This window comes from Solibacillus sp. FSL W7-1464, from assembly GCF_038004425.1.
GTDB lineage: Bacteria > Bacillota > Bacilli > Bacillales_A > Planococcaceae > Solibacillus.
Genome location: NZ_JBBORC010000001.1, coordinates 3,187,561 through 3,202,972, shown reverse-complemented (window position 1 = coordinate 3,202,972; position 15,412 = coordinate 3,187,561). Strand labels below are relative to the sequence as shown.

At 44.2% G+C, this 15,412-nt stretch carries 13 protein-coding genes; 11 read left to right on the top strand and 2 right to left on the bottom strand.

Features of this window, described 5'->3' with window-relative positions; all coding sequences use genetic code 11:
- The first annotated feature begins 71 nt into the window (after positions 1-71).
- The 9 genes from MKZ25_RS15950 to MKZ25_RS15910 all read left to right on the top strand — a co-directional run bounded on the left by MKZ25_RS15950 (position 72) and on the right by MKZ25_RS15910 (position 12,521).
- On the top strand, positions 72-1,610 hold the full coding sequence (locus MKZ25_RS15950; RefSeq protein ID WP_340802336.1) for a PucR family transcriptional regulator: 1,539 nt from the start codon (positions 72-74) through the stop codon (positions 1,608-1,610).
- Positions 1,611-1,949: 339 nt separating this feature from the next.
- A complete protein-coding gene (locus tag MKZ25_RS15945) occupies positions 1,950-3,305 on the top strand; it encodes an aspartate aminotransferase family protein (protein ID WP_340802334.1) in 1,356 nt (451 codons plus the stop codon).
- A 15-nt stretch (positions 3,306-3,320) separates the two neighbouring features.
- Positions 3,321-4,838, top strand: a complete 1,518-nt coding sequence (locus MKZ25_RS15940) for a CoA-acylating methylmalonate-semialdehyde dehydrogenase (RefSeq protein WP_340802332.1) — start codon at positions 3,321-3,323, stop codon at positions 4,836-4,838.
- Positions 4,839-5,812: 974 nt separating this feature from the next.
- Positions 5,813-7,210 carry a dihydropyrimidinase gene (hydA, locus tag MKZ25_RS15935; RefSeq protein ID WP_340802330.1) on the top strand — a complete coding sequence of 466 codons (1,398 nt, stop codon included), beginning with the start codon at positions 5,813-5,815 and terminating at the stop codon, positions 7,208-7,210.
- A 215-nt stretch (positions 7,211-7,425) separates the two neighbouring features.
- The gene (locus MKZ25_RS15930; RefSeq protein ID WP_340802329.1) at positions 7,426-8,763 is read left to right on the top strand and encodes an NAD(P)-dependent oxidoreductase; all 1,338 of its coding nucleotides are present in this window, start codon (positions 7,426-7,428) and stop codon (positions 8,761-8,763) included.
- Between the two features lie 11 nt (positions 8,764-8,774).
- The gene (gene preA, locus MKZ25_RS15925) at positions 8,775-10,058 is read left to right on the top strand and encodes an NAD-dependent dihydropyrimidine dehydrogenase subunit PreA (RefSeq protein ID WP_340716325.1); all 1,284 of its coding nucleotides are present in this window, start codon (positions 8,775-8,777) and stop codon (positions 10,056-10,058) included.
- A gap of 116 nt (positions 10,059-10,174) precedes the next feature.
- Entirely contained in the window at positions 10,175-11,656 is a 1,482-nt protein-coding gene (locus tag MKZ25_RS15920; RefSeq protein WP_340802327.1) for an NCS1 family transporter, read from the top strand.
- Positions 11,657-11,675: 19 nt separating this feature from the next.
- Positions 11,676-11,888 carry a hypothetical protein gene (locus MKZ25_RS15915; RefSeq protein WP_079524418.1) on the top strand — a complete coding sequence of 71 codons (213 nt, stop codon included), beginning with the start codon at positions 11,676-11,678 and terminating at the stop codon, positions 11,886-11,888.
- Between the two features lie 177 nt (positions 11,889-12,065).
- Positions 12,066-12,521 carry a nucleotide-binding protein gene (locus MKZ25_RS15910; RefSeq protein ID WP_340802326.1) on the top strand — a complete coding sequence of 152 codons (456 nt, stop codon included), beginning with the start codon at positions 12,066-12,068 and terminating at the stop codon, positions 12,519-12,521.
- Positions 12,522-12,678: 157 nt separating this feature from the next.
- Here the strand turns inward: MKZ25_RS15910 and MKZ25_RS15905 are convergent, their stop codons facing one another.
- On the bottom strand, positions 12,679-12,855 hold the full coding sequence (locus MKZ25_RS15905) for an asparagine synthase (protein ID WP_079524417.1): 177 nt from the start codon (positions 12,853-12,855) through the stop codon (positions 12,679-12,681).
- Between the two features lie 145 nt (positions 12,856-13,000).
- Positions 13,001-13,612 (bottom strand): spore coat protein, encoded by a 612-nt coding sequence (locus MKZ25_RS15900; RefSeq protein ID WP_340802325.1) that lies wholly within the window; start codon positions 13,610-13,612, stop codon positions 13,001-13,003.
- Positions 13,613-13,709: 97 nt separating this feature from the next.
- Between MKZ25_RS15900 and MKZ25_RS15895 the strand changes: the two genes are divergently transcribed.
- Together MKZ25_RS15895 and MKZ25_RS15890 are read left to right on the top strand one after the other, a co-directional pair.
- On the top strand, positions 13,710-14,300 hold the full coding sequence (locus MKZ25_RS15895) for a LemA family protein (protein WP_340802324.1): 591 nt from the start codon (positions 13,710-13,712) through the stop codon (positions 14,298-14,300).
- A gap of 69 nt (positions 14,301-14,369) precedes the next feature.
- Positions 14,370-15,131 (top strand): TPM domain-containing protein, encoded by a 762-nt coding sequence (locus MKZ25_RS15890; RefSeq protein WP_340803030.1) that lies wholly within the window; start codon positions 14,370-14,372, stop codon positions 15,129-15,131.
- Positions 15,132-15,412 lie beyond the last annotated feature (281 nt).

The following is a 15,412-nucleotide window of genomic DNA, read 5'->3' as shown; positions in this document are numbered from 1 at the left end:
AATTAATATATACTTAATGTAAAATGTTACAATAATTGTATGGACGAATTGTTAATGATAGGGGGCTGCTTATGTTAACCGTAAAAGAAGTTCTAAATCGAAAATACTTTGAATCAGCGAAGGTCGTCGCAGGTCAAACCGGGTTAAATCATGCGATCAAATGGATTCATATATTGGAAGTAACCGATGTGAAGCAGCTAATAAGGGGTAATGAGCTCATTCTGACAACGGGCGTCACTTTAAAGGATAATGAACAAGGTTTTTTGAATTTTGTAAAGCAGCTTAGCGAATTACATGTAGCCGGGCTTTGTATAGAGCTGGGTATGTACATTCAAACGGTTCCGGAAAGTGTGATCAGTCTGGCGGATGAACTGGATTTTCCGCTCATCGTTTTTCAGGAGATTGTCCCGTTCGTCGGCATTACACAAGATTTGCATACAGCAATCATTCATCAGCAATACGATATTTTAAGGCAGCTCGAAGATTATTCCCAGAAGATCAACAATTATGTTTTGAAGGTGAACGACAAAGTAAAGATTTTGCAGTATATGCAAAAGTATTTGAACGTGGATATTTATTTTGATGTGAAAAAAGGTACGAGTCTCGCAATCCCGGATAAAAAGATTGAAAATTGCAAAAAGTATATCGATCGTTTAGGTGCCAAACATAAAGCGAAGATTGAAGTGAATTTATTTGATCAATTGTACGGTACGGTCTATATATACTCGGAAAAAAGAGAAATGACTGAGTTGGATTTGCTTATTTTGGACCGCACTGTTGTCACACTGTCACAGTTTATTTTAAGAGATTTATATATTGAAGAAAAATTGGAAAGCGAAAACCGAAAGTTCTTCGAAAAGTGGCTTGAAGGTGAAAACAGCGATGATGAGCTGCTTTATTTTATCGAAGAGATCGATCAGAAGCTGAAGCATAATGGCTGGATGGTTATGATACATCAGCTGAGAAGGAAAAATGCGAAAAAAGATTTAACGAACTATAAAATCAATCTTCGTCAGGCACTGCAGAAGGAAGGGTTTTACACATTTATAGTCGAGCAGTCCCAATATTTGATTTTCATCGTAAATGACCTGGCGCAGGGAGCTACATATAAAGAGCGGATGAACCGCGTGGTGAATGAGGTGATCCAGCAAAATAAACAGGACATGCTGATCGCGGTCGGGAAGTATGTTTCGCATTACAATGAATTGAAAGAAAGCTATCAAACAGCGCAGGAAACGTTGCAGATCCGGATGAAGCATATGGAGCATTCGTATTTTTATGATGAACTTGTGCTGTACCATATGGTGAAAGTTCTGCAAAACAACAACAGTCTCATGCAGGCAGCAAAGGAAAAAATCGAAAAGCTTAGCCATTATGACAGCAAGCACAACGCGAATCTGATCCAAACGCTCGATGTGTTTTTTCAGTGTAACGGACTAAAAAAGGAAACGGCCGAAAAGCTGTTCATCGTCCGCCAAACCCTTTATCACCGCCTGGAAAAGGTGGAGCAGATTATCGGCAATGATTTTATGAAGTACGAAAACCGTCTCTGTCTTGAGATCATGCTGCTCATGACGAAGCATAATTATTATGAGGGTGTGAAGGTTTAGAGTAGTGAATGATGATGACGCGAATAAATGTGAAACAGGTTGATTGGAATGGAGGGGAGGCGACTCCTGCGGGAATAGCGAGACGTCTGAGACTTGGGAACAAAAGCTAAGAGCGCCACGTCCTGTGGCAACGCTTTTGTGACCAACATCGTGTTGGCCTCACGCCGTGCCCGCGGAAAGCGTCCTACCCGGAAAGGAAATCAACCTCTTGCCCGGTGAGAACAACTCTTTGCTAAATGTGAAATCGATGCAAACATCCATTTGACACTATGTATAATGCCCTTAATCTTCCAATGAGCGAAAATAGAAATAGAGTTTAGGAATGTAGGAGGGAAATGCATGAGCCAATATGTAGAGTATAACTGGAAAGCAAATGACGAAAAACATGTATGGCATTCGATGAAACCTTATAACCCTGAAGCAACATTTATCGTTGAACGAGCGGAAGGGGCTTGGCTGACAGACATCGATGGCAATAAATATTTGGATGCAATGGCAGGGCTTTGGTGTACGAATATTGGTTATGGTCGTAAGGAGATTGCCGACACAGCTTACGAGCAAATGCTTAAAAATTCATATACACCGTTAACGAATGGGCATACACCGGCCATTTTACTGAGCCAGAAAATCAGTGAGCTGCTTGGTGACGAATATGTTGTCTTCTATTCGAACAGCGGATCGGAAGCAAATGAAGTGGCGTTTAAAGTGGCAAGACAATATCATCAGCAAAAAGGTGATACGAACCGCTATAAAATCATTTCCCGCTACCGTGCTTATCATGGAAGTTCAATGGGCGCATTGGCAGCAACCGGCCAAGCGCAGCGCAAATATAAATACGAGCCGCTAGCACCCGGCTTTTTACATGTAGCACCACCTGACCAGTACCGGAATCCGGAAGAAGCAGTCAACGGCGATGCAACGACATTGCCAAGTGTGAAGAACATAGACCAGGTGATGACTTGGGAAATGTCCGAAACGATCGCTGCTGTGATTATGGAGCCGATCATTACAGGTGGCGGTGTCATCATGCCGAATGAGGATTACTTGAAAGGCGTAAAGGAAGTGTGCGAAAAACATGGTGCGCTGCTGATCGTTGACGAAGTAATCAATGGTTTCGGACGTACGGGTACAGCATTCGGATTCCAGAACTACGGCATTAAACCGGATATTGTGACGATGGCTAAAGGGTTAACAAGTGCCTACATGCCATTATCAGCAACTGCCATCCGCCGTGAAATTTATGAGCAGTTTGTGGCGAACGGGGAATATGAATTTTTCCGTCACATTAATACATTCGGCGGTTCACCGGTCGCATGTGCGGTTGCACTGAAAAACATTGAAATTATGGAGCGCGAAAATTTATTCGAGCAATCCGTTGTCCTCGGAGAATCGCTCAAGCGCACATTGAAAGAAAATCTGGAGGAACATCCTTTCGTGGGCGATATTCGCGGAAAAGGATTACTGATCGGGATTGAGCTTGTTGAAAATAAGGAAACGAAAACTCCGCTTGATGTTGAGCGCGTTAATGCAGTGATTGCCTACTGTAAGAAAAAGGGCGTCATTATCGGGAAAAACGGTGTGACGGTAGCAAACTTCAATAACGTATTAACACTGTCACCGCCGCTTTCAATTTCATTGGAGGAAAAAGACCTGATTGCCAATACAGTGATTGAAGCAGTGAACAGTATTAAATAAAGGGGGATCTTCATAATGACAGAAGCAGTTTCGGTAAAAAAATTAACACATTTTATCAATGGGGAATTGGTCGAAGGGAAGAGCAACAACTACTCGAAAGTTTATAACCCGACGACAGGCGAAGTAATTGCCGAAGTTCCGATTGCGACAGCTGAAGAAACACGTGAAGCCATTGCAGCAGCAAAAGCGGCTTTCCCGGCATGGCGCGATTTATCTGTTGCGAAGCGTGCGGAAGTATTGATGCGTTTCCGATTTTTACTGACAGAAAATATGGATCAGCTGTTGGATATTATTTGTATGGAGAGCGGCAAAACATTGGAGGATGCACGCGGTGAAGTGACTCGTGCACTGGAATCGGTTGACTTGGCAATCGGTGCGCCTCATCTGGTGAAAGGGGAATATTCGGTCAATGTAGGTGGTCAGATTAATGCCTACTCTGCGAAGTATCCTTTAGGTGTCGTGGCGGCGATCTCGCCATTCAACTTCCCGATCATGGTGCCGTTAGCGCAAACTTCGATGGCGGTCGCTGTCGGGAATGCGGTTATTTTAAAAGCATCTGAAAAGGTGCCGATGACTTCACTGTTTGTCAGTGAGCTGTGGAAAAAAGCAGGACTGCCGGACGGAATTTGGACAGTAGTAAACGGCAGTAAGGACGCGGTAAATGAGCTATTGGAAAACCCGACTGTTCAGGCGATTTCATTTGTCGGCTCGACACCTGTTGCGAAATATATTTACGAAACGGGTTCAAAATACGGCAAGCGCGTAACGGCTCTAGGCGGCGGGAAAAACAATATGGTCGTTATGCCGGATGCGGATTTAGAGCAAGTGGCGAACGCGTTTATCGGTGCAGCATACGGCGCGGCTTCCCAACGCTGCATGGCGATTTCGACGATTATGCCGGTTGGTGAAGAGACGGCTGACCGACTTGTTGCGATTTTAAAAGAGAAAATCAGCAATTTAAAAGTGGGCAGCTATAAAGAAGAAGGCACGGATTTTGGTCCGGTCATTTCGAAAGAGTCGAAAGAGAATATTTTGAAAGCAATCGATCTGGCAGAACGTCAAGGTGCAACGGTTGTAGTGGACGGCCGTGAACTGGATATCGTGAAAAACTCGGAAGGCTTCTTCGTCGGTCCGACATTGCTGGACAATATTACGAAGGAGATGGAAATTTTCGATGAGGAAGTTTTCGGTCCGGCTCGTAATGTCGTGCGCGTAAACTCGCTTGCAGAAGCGATCGATTTCATTAACGGTCAGGATCTGGCAAATGGGGTAACGATCTTCACGAACGATGGTGCGGCAGCGCGCAAGTTTACGACGGAGATTGATGTCGGTATGGTCGGCGTCAATGTGCCGATTCCAATCCCAGTCGGCTATCACAATTTTGCCGGCTTCAAAGGTTCGCGCTTTGGTGAAGGGCATATGTTTGGTCCGGATCAGGCCCGATTCTTTACGAAGACGAAAACAGTATCGGAACGCTGGCCAGACACAACAGAAACGACAGCATCGACTTTCGCTTTCCCTAGCAATAACTAAAATACATGCAGAAACAGCCTGAATCCGGATGTGGGGTTAGGCTGTTTTTTGTATTTATTGGAACGAGAGGTCGGCGGACGCGGGAGGGCGGTTATTAGAAAAAGGGAGTTTATTAGAAGTGCAGGTTGTCGGATAGCGGGAAGGTGGTTTTATTGGAATATTGGTGGCGGTTATTAAAAGAAGAGGACCGGTTATTAGAAAAGTTGGGGTGTTTATTAGAAGATTGGGCGGTAATGGGATTTGCAGATACTGATTTAGGCTCGGGTAGAGGCAAATTTATATTTTATTAGAACATTTGTTATGGATATTAGAAGAAGTAGCCCGGTTATTAGAACAGTTAGGGGGTTTATTAGAAGATTGGGCGGTAATCGTGGTGGCGGACGCAGTTTTAGGCTTGGGAGTAGGCAAGTTTATAGTTTTATTAGAACATTGCCTGCGGATATTAGAAGAAACGGGGTAGATATTTGAAGATCACGAGTGGATATTAGAACATTGCGTACACATATTAGAACAATAGAACGATATATTAGAAAATCCGACTTTTATTAGAACAAATAAAAATATATTAGAACATCCTCCCAATATTTTAGAAAACTTCCGAAAGAACCGCACTCCTAATAGAAACCCGACAAAAACAATACATTATGTTAGAAAAACTTACATAATTATAGTATATTTCCTTACAACTTTTAACCTTTTGTCTAAAAAGTTTCCGGAAAAAATTACCTTTTGTATATTAATTTTAGTCGAAATATTCAGTAAAGTTATGTATATGAAGGATTCTCAAAGGATTTATTAGCGGAAAATATTTATTTAAATTTTTTTCGTGAATTAGATATTATGTTACTAATTGTTACATATAATACTATATATTAAATTATATGCTTAAAAACTAGTAAATATTCTCAAATACTAGATGCACTTTGGTTTTTCATTTTTTCAACAGAAATTACTAGAAAACTAGGAGGGTTCATATGAAAAAGATTATTACTGGGGGAACAATTGTTACTGCTGCGGATACGTTTAAAGGGGATGTGCTGATTGAGGATGGGATCATCACTCAAATTGCAGCAAAAATAGATGATGCGGAAGCGGAAATTATTGATGCAACAGGAAAGCTTTTATTCCCGGGTGGTATTGACCCTCATACCCATCTCGATATGCCGTTCAACAACACGGTAACAGATGATGACTGGCAATCTGGAACAATTGCTGCGGCATACGGAGGAACAACGACAATCATCGATTTCTGTATTAGTGCGGGCTCCCCAACACTGATGGATGCGATCGATACATGGCATGGTAAAGCAAAAGATAAAGCCGTAATCGACTATGGCTTCCACTTAATGATCGGTGATTTGAATGAGCAGCGCCTGCAGGAATTACCGGAAGCGTTGGAACGGGGCGGGATCAGCTCGATCAAAGTGTTCCTTGCATATGCGAAGGAATTCCAGGCGACGGATCGTACGCTATTCCAGGCGTTTAAAGTCGGGAAGAAGCTTGGGGCAACGGTTATGGTCCATTGTGAGAACGGATCGGTTATCGATGAGCTAGTAGAAGAAGCGAAGGCAAATGGTCAGACAGAGCCGATTTATCATGCGCTTACTCGTCCGCCTGAAGTAGAAGGGGAAGCGACGAAGCGTGCGATTGAGCTGGCGAACTTGGCTGGAGCGCAATTATATGTTGTGCATGTAACGTGTAAAGAAGCGGTAGATGAAATCATCTCGGCACGTAACAAAGGCTACAACGTATTAGGCGAGACTTGTCCGCCGTATTTAGTGCTTGACCAGACGGCATTGGAAAAGCCGAACTTTGAAGGTGCGAAATATGTATGGTCTCCGCCGTTACGTCCTGTAGAGCATCAGGAAGTATTGTGGAATGCATTGAAGGCGAAGCAGCTGCAAACGATTGGTTCGGACCAATGTTCGTTCAGCTTCAACGGCAAGAAAACGTTAGGGAAGAACGACTTCTCGAAAATCCCGAACGGCGGACCGTTTATCGAAGACCGTTTCTCTGTACTGTATTCAGAAGGTGTTGCGAAAGGCCGTATTACGGAAAACGAGTTTGTCGATATGATTTCAACGCAGTCTGCGAAGATTTTTGGGCTATTCCCTAAAAAAGGAACAATCGCGGTCGGTTCAGATGCGGATATCGTATTATTCGATCCGACTGTAAAACGTACGATTTCTGTGGAAACACATCATATGAATGTGGACTACAACGCATTTGAAGGGCTGGAAGTGACGGGTGAACCGACAAGTGTGCTAGTGCGCGGTGAGTATGTCATTCAAGATAAAAAATTCGTCGGACAGCTTGGAAGCGGCAAGTATATCCGTCGTGAAGTAAAAGGTTCCACTAAAGTAACTTCATAACAAGGTCAATTACGCTATGTAATTGCGTCCGGATTCGTGGGTCAGCCAGCCTTTGTTGCACGACGCGACACATTAGGCTGGCATCCATTCCATCAATAAATCTGTGACATCTGCCGGGGCTTATCTTCATTCAGCAGGTGGTTAGGGCATTTGCTGGTTGAAGATATCAACAGCTAAAAGTAATAACAAATCAAACTGGAGAGGGTTGTTATGAAATGAGCAATAGTTTAGCGAAGAACTTTGAAGAGATATTTGATGGTTTAACAACATACGCGGCAACTGTTGAAGCGAATCGTTGTTTGTATTGCTATGATCCGCCATGTGTAAAGGCGTGTCCAACAAGCATTAATATTCCGAGCTTTATAAAGAAAATTGCTTCGAATAATATGAAGGGTTCTGCCCGTGTCATTATGGAATCCAATCCGGTAGGCGCAAGCTGTGCGCGCGTCTGTCCAACAATCGAGCTTTGTGAGGGGGCTTGTGTGTTGAACAGTGAGGAAAAGCCGATTCAAATTGGTCATCTTCAGCGCTACGCAACAGATTGGCTGCGTGAGTCGAATGTGAATCTGTTTACACCAAAACCGGTAAACGGCAAAAAAGTCGCGATTATCGGAAGCGGTCCGGCAGGGTTATCTGCTGCACGTGAACTGGCATTGCTTGGTTACGGTGTGACGATTTTCGAAGCAGATGAAAAAGCGGGCGGCCTGAATTACTACGGCATCGTTTCATTCCGTCTGCCGCAAGATGTGGTGGAATGGGAAGTGAAGCAAGTGCAAAACCTAGGCGTTGAAATTAGAACAAGCACGAAGATCGGTGAAGATGTATTAGTCGATGAGCTGCTTGAAAACTATGACCGCATCATTGTAGCAGTAGGTATGGGCAAAGTACCGATGCTTGGCATTGAAGGCGAAAACCTGGACGGTGTGTATGATGCAATTGATTTCGTAAAGGAATCGAAATCTTCATTCACTGACCGCGTACTGGGCAAAAAAGTACTCGTTATCGGTGCCGGCAATACAGCGATTGATGCAGCGACATGTTCTGTAAGACTTGGTGCTGAGCAAGTACAAATCGTTTACCGTCGTACATCGAATGAAATGACGGCATATGATTTTGAATTTGATTTTGCGAAGCAGGACGGTGTTGAATTCAGATGGCTGACATTACCGAAGCGCATCATTGGCGATGAAAACGGTAAAGTAATCGGAATGGAATGCATCAAAATGAAGCTGACGGATATCGAAGGTGGAAAAGGGACGTTAACGGAAATTCCTGGTTCTGAGTTTGTGATTGAGGCAGATGCGGTGATTCGGGCGATCGGCCAAACGAAGCAGTATGAGCTGATCGAGCATTTAGGTTTGGCAAATACTCGCGGTGTGATTGATGTGGATCACAACAGTCTGAAGACTTCCAATCCGAAAATTTACGCTTGCGGTGATGTGATTTACGGCAACGGGTACGGTGAGGCGACAGTTGTATCGGCGGCGCAGCAAGGCAAAGATTCGGCTTACGCGATTCATTATGAACTAAACGCAAATTCAGAAATTGCATAGGGGGAATTGAAATGGCAGATTTACGAATAGATTTTGCTGGTATTAAGTCACCTAATCCTTTTTGGCTGGCATCGGCACCACCGACAAACTCCGGCTATCAAGTGCAGCGTGCATTTGAAGCGGGCTGGGGCGGCGCTGTATGGAAAACGTTGGGCGACCCTATTTTGAACGTTTCCTCTCGCTTTGCTGCAGTTAGTTTTAATGGTCAGAAGGTGGCGGGTTTCAACAATATTGAGCTCATTACAGACCGACCGCTTGAAGTGAACCTAAAGGAGATTTATGAAACGAAAAAACGCTTCCCGGATCATACGATCATCGCTTCATTGATGGTCGAGCCGAAAGCTGAGAAATGGCATGAAATCGTAAAAAGAGTCCAGGATGTTGGGGTAGATGGCTTCGAATTAAACTTCGGCTGCCCGCATGGTATGGCGGAACGTGGTATGGGAGCCGCTTCGGGTCAAGTACCTGACCTGGTGGAAAAGCAGACATATTGGGCGAAAGAGTATGCTGAAGTGCCGGTCATCGTCAAACTGACACCGAACATTACGGATATTACTGTAACGGCGGAAGCAGCGGTGCGCGGCGGTGCGGATGCGATTAGTATGATCAACACGATCAACAGTTTGGCAGGCGTTGATCTGAACTCCTGGAACACGATTCCGCATGTTGGCAATAAAGGGGCACACGGAGGTTATTGCGGACCGGCCGTGAAGCCAATTGCACTGAACATGGTGGGCGAGTGTGCGAGAAGTCCGTATATCAATTTACCGATTTCCGGAATTGGCGGTATTTCGAACTGGCAGGACGCTGCTGAGTTCATCCTGATGGGATCGACTAGTGTGCAAGTTTGTACAGCGGCAATGCACCATGGTTTCAGCATTGTTGAAGACATGATTGATGGATTAAGCAATTATTTAGACGATAAAGGCTTGAAATCGGTCATGGATTTAGTCGGCAAAACAGTACCGAAATATTCGGATTGGGGAGATTTAGACTTAAATTATAAAGTTGTTGCAGAGATCAATAACGATGTTTGCATCAACTGTAATAAATGCCATATTGCCTGTGAAGATACGTCCCATCAATGTATCGATCTGTATACAGAAGATGGCCGTCCAATGCTGAAAGTGCGCGAGGAAGACTGCGTAGGCTGTAACTTATGTTCAATCGTCTGTCCGGCAGAAGGTGCGATTACGATGAAGGAACTTGTTCCGACACAACCGCCGATGACGTGGAACGAAAGACAGAAACTAATTGCAGGATTTGCTCCGAGCAGTTCAGGTGTTGCGAGGTAATTGGCACAAGTTTTTAAAAGGAAGTATGTCAGCCTAACCGCGTCGCATCAAGCGGCAGCGGGTGACTGACATACTTCCTCTGTAAACCAAAAAATTGAATAAAGAGAGGTGTAGCGATGTCAGACAGAAAAGACAAAAGTAATAACTATTTGAAATCACCGGATTTACTTCCTGTCACACACGAAAACCGCAGTATCAGTATGATGGGCTTTGGTGTCATCTGGGTTGGGATGGCCATCGTACTTGCGGCATTTGCGATCGGTGCAGGAGGAATTGTCAATCTAAGTATGCCAATGCTTATCCTTGCGACATTGGTGGGCTCGATTCTGATCGGGATCTTCATGGTCGTCATCGGGGATATCGGTGTTGAACACGGATTATCGTTTCCTGTTTATATGCGTGCCCCATTCGGAACAATCGGTACGCATTTCCCGTCATTTGCCCGTGCATTTACAGCTTCGTGCTGGTTCGGGATCAACACGTATTTCGGGGCATTGGCGATCAACGGTATTCTGAACATTCTTGTCGGCTTTGATAACTGGTTTATCTGTTTCCTAGTATTTGCGACGTTGCAGTTGTTCAATGTATCACTGGGGATTAAATCAATTGAACGTTTCGCGGATTTCGCTGCACCGGTCATTATCTTTATTTCGATTTGGATGTATCTGCAATTATCTGCTGAAGCAAAAGAGCAGGGCAAAGCGGTATGGTCATGGGTGGAAGCACCGCAAACAGGATTTGAACAGTTTACGGCATTCATGGTAGTCGCGACTGCAATCATGGGCTTCTGGGCGACATTGGCTGCAGATATGCCGACGCTTTCCCGTCACTTTAAGGCGCCGAAAAATGAGCGTAACTGGTTTAAACGAAATAAAACGCAATTACTTGGTTCATTAGTAGTTCAGCCAATCTTCAATACACTGATGATCGTCATCGGTGCGGTTTGTTATATGTCGACTGGTTCAGGTGACCCGATCAACGCACTACAGCAAGCGGCGGGCGGTTTTGTCCTCGTGATGCTGTTATCGATGATCGTACTGGCACAATGGTCGACAAATACTTCCGCGAACGTTATTCCGGCCGCGACGATTTTCTCGAATATCGGCGGAGCGAAAGTACCGTTCTGGGTGGGTGTAGTCGTTGCCGGTATTGTCGGGACGGTTGTTCAACCTTGGAGCTTGTTTGATGTTTTAAATAGCGTACTTCTTGTTGTAGGGGGTATCCTTTCTTCGATTGTCGGTATATTATTCGCTGACTATTACTTGCTTCGAAAACGCCGTGTAAATGTCACGGAGCTTTATGAGGCGGAAGGGCAATACCGCTATTTGAAAGGTGTCAATGTAGCGGGTATTATCGCTTGGGTGATTGGCGGTCTGATCGCGAATATTTGGCCATCATTTTCTTCACTTGTTGGCTTCTTTGTAGGGGCGGCAATCTATTATGTGCTGGCGAAATACTGGTGGTTCAAGAAGTATCCGCAAGCTGAAATCGTGAATCCGAGCGATGATGAATATTTAGGCATTACAGCGGGACGCAGCTGGGAAATTGACGCTGTTCCAGAACCAATTGGTATTCAGCAAACAGCTTCCGCAGATTAAATGTAAACGAGGTGCGAACATGTCAGAATTTCAGTTTGTAGAAAAAGAAATTCAGCAAATTGATGAACTGCTTGCTGAAAACTATATTATTAAAACGATCGATGAGAATCTGGAAGGAGCTTTCGTGACGTTTATCAATCCAGCAACCCATGAGGAGCGTTTACTGCATATTAAAATGGCCGACACAAGAAAATATTTCTCCAGTAAACTGCTGGAACAATTGAGCAGTTGAAAATTTAGAGCGGCAGGCGCATTTCCTTACGGGATGTGCCTTTTTTTATATTAATAAATTGCACGGGAAAATTTTAAACAAAGGCATATTTCGACATGGAAACACATATTGTGAAACAGAACAAGTGGATGCACCAGTTGAATCCAGAAAAATTTCTGATCGAAGTGGAGGGTTTTTATGGGTGAAGGGAAAGGCACATTTCAGAAATGGAGGAAGAAAGTCAACAAGAAGGTGACAACGCTTAGCAGCAAAACGTCTTTTGCGGTCGACCGGTCCAAACTGCGAAAACAGATCAACGGAATTGAAGAAGAGATCAGAGTGCTGAAACAGCAGATCGGGGAAATCGTCAATTTGAACCGCAACAGCCTGTTTTCAGTCAGCATGGTGAATTATCAGCTCGCGCAAATTGAGGCGAAAGAAAACACGATTGCGCAGCTGGAAAAAGATATTGAAGAATTGAATGAACTCAGTAAATTAGCGGGTGTCGAAGAGGAGGAAATAACGCCCGATTCGAAAGCGAAGCAAACGATTGACGAAATTACGGCGTCCTATATATACAATTGCGCCAACTGTAATGAAGTGTACGATGAACCGAAAAAATTTTGCGAGGAGTGTGGATATAACATGGATTAGCGCTTATCGGTGGAATTTGCGATAAGCATGGCATGAAAACACCGCTAAAAAAGTAAAGGGGGAAGACCAAATAAAGAACGCCCAACTTTCTATACACATTAGAAAGTTGGGCGTTTCTTTGTGGGAAAGCGGATTTCTTTACATCAGCTTTTCCTAGTTACTTACGATGTTCTACAAGGTCAATTGCCCCTAATACAATATGGGCAAGGCCGAAACCAAAAATGGTATTGGCAATCATCTTGTTCGTACCGATTTTTTGTTTCATCGCATACCCCGTCGCAGTGACAGCTGATCCAAGTACAGTCGGAATTAAACCTTCACGAATATTTTTCATAAAAGCCCCTCCTTCATCGTAGTGGGTGAAACGAGCACCGTTCCTATTGTTTGTACTTCTCGGTGAAATATTTATTGTAAATAATGGGTAAATTGTTTAAAAATGAAACTAAATAATGATTTGTTCGTATAGCTTATTGGGCATACTAGTTAGGCATATTTTTTGCTTGTTCTGCCTGGCCGTACATATTGAGCATTGTGCTCATATCCTGTGGTGAAAGTTGCGGTACTTGGTAATAGCCTTTTTTGTTTTGATACAGTGAAAGTTCATAGGCCATTTCGATGCAGTTTGGTACTGAATCTTGCAGCACACGACGAACAACAGGGTTTGTGCTTTCTAAAGCAGCAACTGTTTTCCCTGAAGCACCCATTTTGTGGCAGCTTAACAAGAAGCCTGAAATAATCGCATCATTAATTTCACTTGCTGAAGTAATCGGTTTTTTCGGCTCCCCAGGTTTGATGCCGTATATCGTATCGTTCCCCATGTTCATATTGTAGCTGCGTGTAGGATGTTTTGGATCATGACCTGTTTTAAAGGCTTCCATTGTAATATTGTACTCATCAAGCATAAAAGCGTACTGACGATCCAAAATAGATAAAAGCTCGCTATCTTGAACTTGTTCGCGAAGAAGGACGAATTGGTTTAATCCGCCGATCATCGCGCTTAGTACTTCATGAACATCCAGTATTTCATGGGCACCATGATTTGTTGAAAAAGGCATTTGATTGTCTTGAGATTGGGATGATTGGGTAAACATGAATTAGTAACCTCCATAGTAAGATATTTCGTACGTTCTTATTGTGGAAACGAACAGTAATTTTATACGCATTTTTAAAAAAGAGAGGATGGGGCAAATGTTTAAAAAAAATGAACGAGGGAGTGCGGTATTAGTCGCCCTTATTGCAATTGTTGCATTGATCGTCATTGCGGCCATGCTTGTCGTGCCGAAATACAACAAACTTGTAACAGGTGAAGAAACGGTGGATGCAGCATGGGCACAAGTCGAAAACCAGCTGCAGCGTCGATTTGACCTAGTGCCGAACTTAGTAAATACGGTCAAAGGTTATGCCGAACATGAGGAAGAAATTTTCACACAGATTGCAGATGCCCGTACACAATACGGGAGTGCCAATACAGTAGAAGAAACGGCGGACGCAAATAATGAGCTGTCTTCTGCATTATCCCGTTTACTCGTTGTTATTGAAAACTATCCGAATTTAAAAGCGGATGCACAATTTACACGGTTAATGGATGAACTGGCAGGGACGGAAAATCGCTTGACGGTAGCGCGTAAAGATTACAATGACACGGTTCAGCAGTTTAATAATGATGTTCGCCGCTTCCCGGGAAACTTAATCGCCGGTATGTTCAGCTTTGATCAAAAAGACTACTTCGAAATTAAGGAAGGTGTGGAAGAAGCACCGGCAGTCGATTTTGGCGATTAATGATGGGAATAATGAAGCTTGTCGGCAATGACCGAAGCTTCGAAAAAGGGGGGACTGTATGTGAGATTAATGGTATCGCTTCTTTTATGGTTAATGATCGTACCACTCCAAGCGATGGCAGCTATACCGGAAAAACCGGCCTATAATTCTTACGTGTATGATTATGCGAACGTCCTGTCCGATGATGTGGAACAGAACCTGATCCAGTCGGCAAAAGCGCTCGAAGGTTCAACGGGAAATGTCATTGTCATGATGACGATAGATACGATCGATGGAATGGATGCATTTGAATTCGGTACGGAAACGATTCGCAGTTGGGGAATCGGTGATGAAGCGCTCGATAACGGTATGCTTATTTTTGCGACAACCGAGCAAGGGCCAGGCCAGAATGATGTGTGGATTACGGTCGGCGGCGGTCTGGAAGGCGATTATCCGGATGGGAAGCTCGGCGGCATGATCGATACGTATATGATGCCTTATTTAGCAAATGGTGACTATACAAATGCGTTTGCCAGCATCTTCTCCGTTTTTTATGAAGAAATGGGTGGTGAAGCAGGCGGTGCGGATTTAGTACAGCCTGTTGCGTCAAATGAAGAGGATGGGATTTCAATCGGCTTCATTATATTCATCATTATTATTTACTTTATCATATCGAAGTTTGGCGGTGGCGGTGGCCCAGGCGGACGCCGACGCACAGCACGCCGAGTATACCGCAGTGGCGGTTTCGGTGGATTCGGAGGCGGCTTCGGCGGTGGTGGCGGTTCATCGGGCGGCTTTGGCGGCTTCGGTGGCGGCGGCTCATTCGGCGGAGGCGCGGGCAGGAAGTTTTAAGTATAGTTCTAGGGAAAGGCATCTCACTCGTTGCGGGTGGGGTGCTTTTTTACTGTAGTGCGGGCGGGCGGCGGTGTGCGGCGGTTTTCAAGTAAGTTGGTGCGATGTTCTAATGAAAGCGGCCGATGAAAATGAAGGGCGCATTTTCTAATAAATAAGCTCGTTGTTCTAATAAACCCGGAAAAGTTCTAATAAAACGCGGATCTTCTAATATAAGTCGCCGATGTTCAAATAAGTGGCCCGGATCTTCTAATAAGCAATCGAGAACTTCTAATAAATAA